The sequence below is a fragment of the Tenacibaculum finnmarkense genomovar ulcerans genome (assembly GCF_900239495.1).
Taxonomy (GTDB): Bacteria; Bacteroidota; Bacteroidia; order Flavobacteriales; family Flavobacteriaceae; genus Polaribacter; species Polaribacter ulcerans.
Map to the genome: position 1 here is coordinate 72,088 of NZ_OENE01000014.1, position 4,141 is coordinate 76,228.

Below are 4,141 nucleotides of genomic sequence, written 5' to 3' on the forward strand. Positions count from 1 at the left end.
GCAAAAGTTTTTATTGTTCTTTACATTCAGAATAGTCGACTGTAAATTTGTAATTTTTGTCAGATAATTTTTCTATAGCTGGGTCATTTTTATGGTCAGGTTTATATGATGCTCCAGTTCCTAAATCGACACCAATTCCTATCAATCCCCAAGAAATAGCACTCAAAATAAAATTTCCTGTTCTAAATTTGTTGTCAAAGTTTTTAGTTTTTGGTTCGCACTTATCTTGCTTTACTTCAACTTTCAATGGTTGATTTCGTTTAAACGAAGTAGAAACTTCCCCAGTTCCAATTTTTTCTCCATTGGCGTAAATTTCGGCATTTGGATGGTCTTTTACTTTAATGTTAGCATTGTATTTGCTTCCTCCAAACATTACTCCACAACTTGATAATAAGATTGAGGATGAAATTGTAATTGCTGTAATTAATAATGTGCTTTTTTTCATAAAATTGATTATTTAATATTAATGTTAATTTTTTCAAATTGTTGCCAACGTACTTGTGCATGGTTTCGTTACGAAATCATAGCACTAATATAGTTTAAAAAACTAAAACTTGAACATGCGCGAGGATTTTCTGCAAGAAAATCAACAAGCAATGAACTATGCATACTGTTGAACTAATCCTCGTACCTCGGAAGCTCTTTCCAATTATTACTTTAAAAGAACTAACTTATTACTTAATCTTAAAAAAGTAGAGTTATGTATCAAAAAAAAAGTAAAACCATTATTGAAACGGCTTTGGAAAGAGTTCCTCAGTTCGAAGTTCTTGTAGATAAACTTACGAAAAGTTTTTCAATTAACGGCAAATCTACCAGTACATTAACTAATTATTTACGATGTTTAGGGCATTTGGCTTTGTATTATAAAATTTCTCCTGAACTTTTAGAAACAGAAGCTATTGACGATTATCTTTATCATTGTCAAAATCTTCACAATACACCTTCAGAAAGTTTTTTTAAGCATACTATTTACGGACTTCGCTCGGCTTATAAGGTGATGGGGATGGAGCAAAAACGCTTGCGATTACCGCAAATTAAGCGCCAAAGAGATCTTCCAATAGTTCTCAATAAAAAGGAAGTTCGGCAATTATTGGCGAGTCCCAAATATTTAAAGCATCGCCTAATTTTAGGTATGTTATATGGATGTGGATTACATTCCTACGCTACACATTTATTAGAAGATGGCTTAAATATTATCAGCTTAAAAGAGCTTTTAGGGCATGCACATATTGAAACAACCATGGTTTATTTGCATGTAGCTAATACAGGAAGCTCTGATAAATTTAGTCCGTTAGACACCTTATATAACAAGTAATGTATGCGAAATACACGGTTTCAGATGTGTTGAATTTGGAGCTAGATAATTTAAACAAACTAACAAATACAAGTTGGCATTTACGAACTTTACATGCGCTAAGAAAATGTAGAACCAAGGCGTTAGGTGGTCATTTAGATTGGTGTTCTCACTGTCATAAATTGCATTTACAGTTTAATTCATGCAGAAATCGGCACTGTTCAATCTGTCAAGGACACAAACAACATCAGTGGATTCAGGCAAGGCGAAAGGAACTCTTGAATGTACCGTATTTCCATGTTGTTTTTACGATACCGCATCATTTAAATCCGATAGCTTTATCACACCCGAAAAAGGTTTACAAAATTTTATTTGATAGTGTCTGGCAAACGTTAAGCACTTTTGGAAATAATCCCAAACATTTAGGTGCAAAAATGGGAATGATCGCCATTTTACATACTTGGGGGCAGAATTTAAGTTTGCACCCTCACTTGCATTGCATCGTTCCTAAAGGTGGAGTAAGCAAAGCTGGTTATTGGAAAAACGGAACCGGTAAAAACGATTTTTTGTTTAGTGTTAAGGCTTTGAGTAAAAAATTTAGAGGTGTTTTTATAGCCAAACTCAGAAAACAATTACCAGAAATTAAGCAGGATGTGTACGATAGATTATTTGATAAAAAATGGGTCGTTTATGCAAAATCACCTTTTGGAAATCCAGAAAATATAATAGAATATTTAGGTCGATATACCCATAAAATAGCCATTAGTAATTCTCGAATATTAGCCATTGATAAGCAAAAAAAGGAAGTTACTTTCAGCCTGAAAGAATACCGAAATGGAGGACGAAAAACAACCCTAACATTATCTTTTAAAGATTTTATACGTCGTTTTCAAAACCATATTTTACCAAAAGGGTTTACCCGAATTCGTCATTATGGATTTTTAAGTAGCAGTTGGAAAAGGGAAAAACTACCACAAATACAACTGCAATTATTAGATAGAGATAAAGAGGTTTTAGGAGTTTATATCGACAGTGAAAAATCATTATTAAACGTCTGCCCAAGTTGTAAAAAAGGAACATTAATTACACTTTTAACCTTCGATGGGCGAGGGCCTCCCGAAAATTATAGACAGATAGTGATGCGTAAAATAAGTAAATACATTTAGTAGTAAATTCATCCACAATTTACTCAGACGACTGATGCCTAAAGGTAAAAAAAGAATATTATTACGCTTAAAAACAGGGTTGTAGGTTACCTTTAATTACTATAAAATGTAAAAATAGGCTAAAAAATAATAGTGAAGTCTACCGAATTTTAAAGAAACACAAAAATAGTTATCGAATTACCCCTTATCCTGAATATCGGATCAGTCAACAATGCATATAGCCTTGGCCTATCGGCAGGCCATATGCTTAGTTATTGTAGCTAGTTTTTTGTTTGTTCAATTAATTTTTTTATTTGAATAAATTGCTCATCTTTTTCAAGAGGATTTATTTTATTGAAAGATAATTGTGAAATTTTTTGATTTAAAATTTCAATTTTTTTCAACATTGGTATTATGTATTTCATAAAATGAGTAAAATGCATTTCTATATCTTGATAATTAGATGCTAGTTTATATCCTGGTTTTCCCGAATGACTTATGATAAATAAACCTTCATATCTCAAGTCACGCACAATTATTCGAAGTTTAGGCTCATCAATTTTTTTTGTAAAATTTTTTAAATAATTGACTATTTCATAACTAGGAACAAGTCTTTCGGAATCTATTTTTGAACTAGTATAGAGGTATTCTAGTAATCTTCTTTTTAAATGATTTTCACTTTTTAAAGTGTTATCCATATAATTTTTTAAGACCTCTAAATTTAGTTCTGTTATTTCTTTTGTAAGTTTTGGTGAATTACTGATTAAATTAGTTTTTGATTTTAAATAAGGGAAATAACTTACAGACATTCTAGTGTGAAGTATTTCATAAATTTGATTATACTCTTCCTCAAAATCACTTAAACAAAATACTCTTCCGATAGAACCTGCAATAATATCTGCAAATTGCACTAGTTTTTCTTCGGTTTTGTCGTCCGCAAGCTCATAGGTTCTATTTGGGTTAAATAAATCTCTTTGTATACCTTTTTCAGAAACGAATTTAACTAATTCATTTCTAAAATTGTCATGTCCTAATTTGTCTAAATATATACTAAAAGAGTTGTAGATATTATTGTATTTAGTGACAAATGTTTTTTGGAAATATTTATAAAAAACTTGTTTATGTTTTAGTCCTCCTGTTTCAAAATTTAACTTTTCCTTATCGATGACTAAAACATCTATAGTAAAATCTAAATTTTCTTTTAAATCTTTTAATATATTGAGTCTTCTTTCAAAGAATTTTTTCTTTATGTTTTTAGATTTAATATCAGCTCCAAGTCTATGTTTTTTACAAATTTCTTTTCTTAATTCACGGGCTTTGTTTAAATCAGATTCTTTTATAATTATAGATGAATAAATAAAATGACTAGGTGTTGAGTTTTTAGATAAATCTAAGTGTGAGTTACCATATTCATCTATAAAAATATATGCTTTTTCCATTTTGTATTGTTCTGAAAATAGGTTGACTTTTTTTCTGGTTTCGTAAATTAGCTACAATGTTTATGTATAAGAATAGTTGCGGGTTTGTATGCGAGGATTTTCCGAAGGAAAATCAGACGTTACAAACAAGCAACGACTTTTGATTAAGCACTAACCGCAATTATTTTTATACGGTGTGTGTGCCCAGCATGGGCATCTTTTGACTACCGAAAGGTAGTTTATTAATCTAGAGGGTGCAAGTCCCTTATGCGCAGGAGTAACGT

The 4,141-nt window shown here is 30.9% G+C and carries 4 protein-coding genes; 2 read left to right on the forward strand and 2 right to left on the reverse strand.

The window, feature by feature from the left end:
• Positions 1-10: 10 nt before the first annotated feature.
• Complete coding sequence (locus DPIF8902391_RS05050; protein WP_172505210.1) at positions 11-445, reverse strand: hypothetical protein; 435 nt, start codon at positions 443-445, stop codon at positions 11-13.
• 255 nt (positions 446-700) lie between these two features.
• Here DPIF8902391_RS05050 and DPIF8902391_RS05055 point away from each other — a divergent pair, with 255 nt between their 5' ends.
• Both DPIF8902391_RS05055 and DPIF8902391_RS05060 read left to right on the forward strand, forming a co-directional pair.
• On the forward strand, positions 701-1,315 hold the full coding sequence (locus DPIF8902391_RS05055; RefSeq protein WP_172505211.1) for a tyrosine-type recombinase/integrase: 615 nt from the start codon (positions 701-703) through the stop codon (positions 1,313-1,315).
• Positions 1,315-2,460 carry an IS91 family transposase gene (locus tag DPIF8902391_RS05060; RefSeq protein ID WP_172505212.1) on the forward strand — a complete coding sequence of 382 codons (1,146 nt, stop codon included), beginning with the start codon at positions 1,315-1,317 and terminating at the stop codon, positions 2,458-2,460. The genes DPIF8902391_RS05055 and DPIF8902391_RS05060 overlap by 1 nt, the downstream gene beginning before the upstream one ends.
• Positions 2,461-2,720: 260 nt before the next feature.
• On the opposite strand, the gene DPIF8902391_RS05065 is transcribed toward DPIF8902391_RS05060, so the two are convergent.
• Complete coding sequence (locus DPIF8902391_RS05065) at positions 2,721-3,878, reverse strand: DUF3800 domain-containing protein (RefSeq protein WP_172505213.1); 1,158 nt, start codon at positions 3,876-3,878, stop codon at positions 2,721-2,723.
• Positions 3,879-4,141 lie beyond the last annotated feature (263 nt).

Bases quoted from the DNA above. Each gene is read 5' to 3' on its own strand.
- DPIF8902391_RS05050 (WP_172505210.1), bottom strand. From the start codon at position 445: ATGAAAAAAAGCACATTATTAATTACAGCAATTACAATTTCATCCTCA.
- DPIF8902391_RS05055 (WP_172505211.1), top strand. From the start codon at position 701: ATGTATCAAAAAAAAAGTAAAACCATTATTGAAACGGCTTTGGAAAGA.
- DPIF8902391_RS05060 (WP_172505212.1), top strand. From the start codon at position 1,315: ATGTATGCGAAATACACGGTTTCAGATGTGTTGAATTTGGAGCTAGAT.
- DPIF8902391_RS05065 (WP_172505213.1), bottom strand. From the start codon at position 3,878: ATGGAAAAAGCATATATTTTTATAGATGAATATGGTAACTCACACTTA.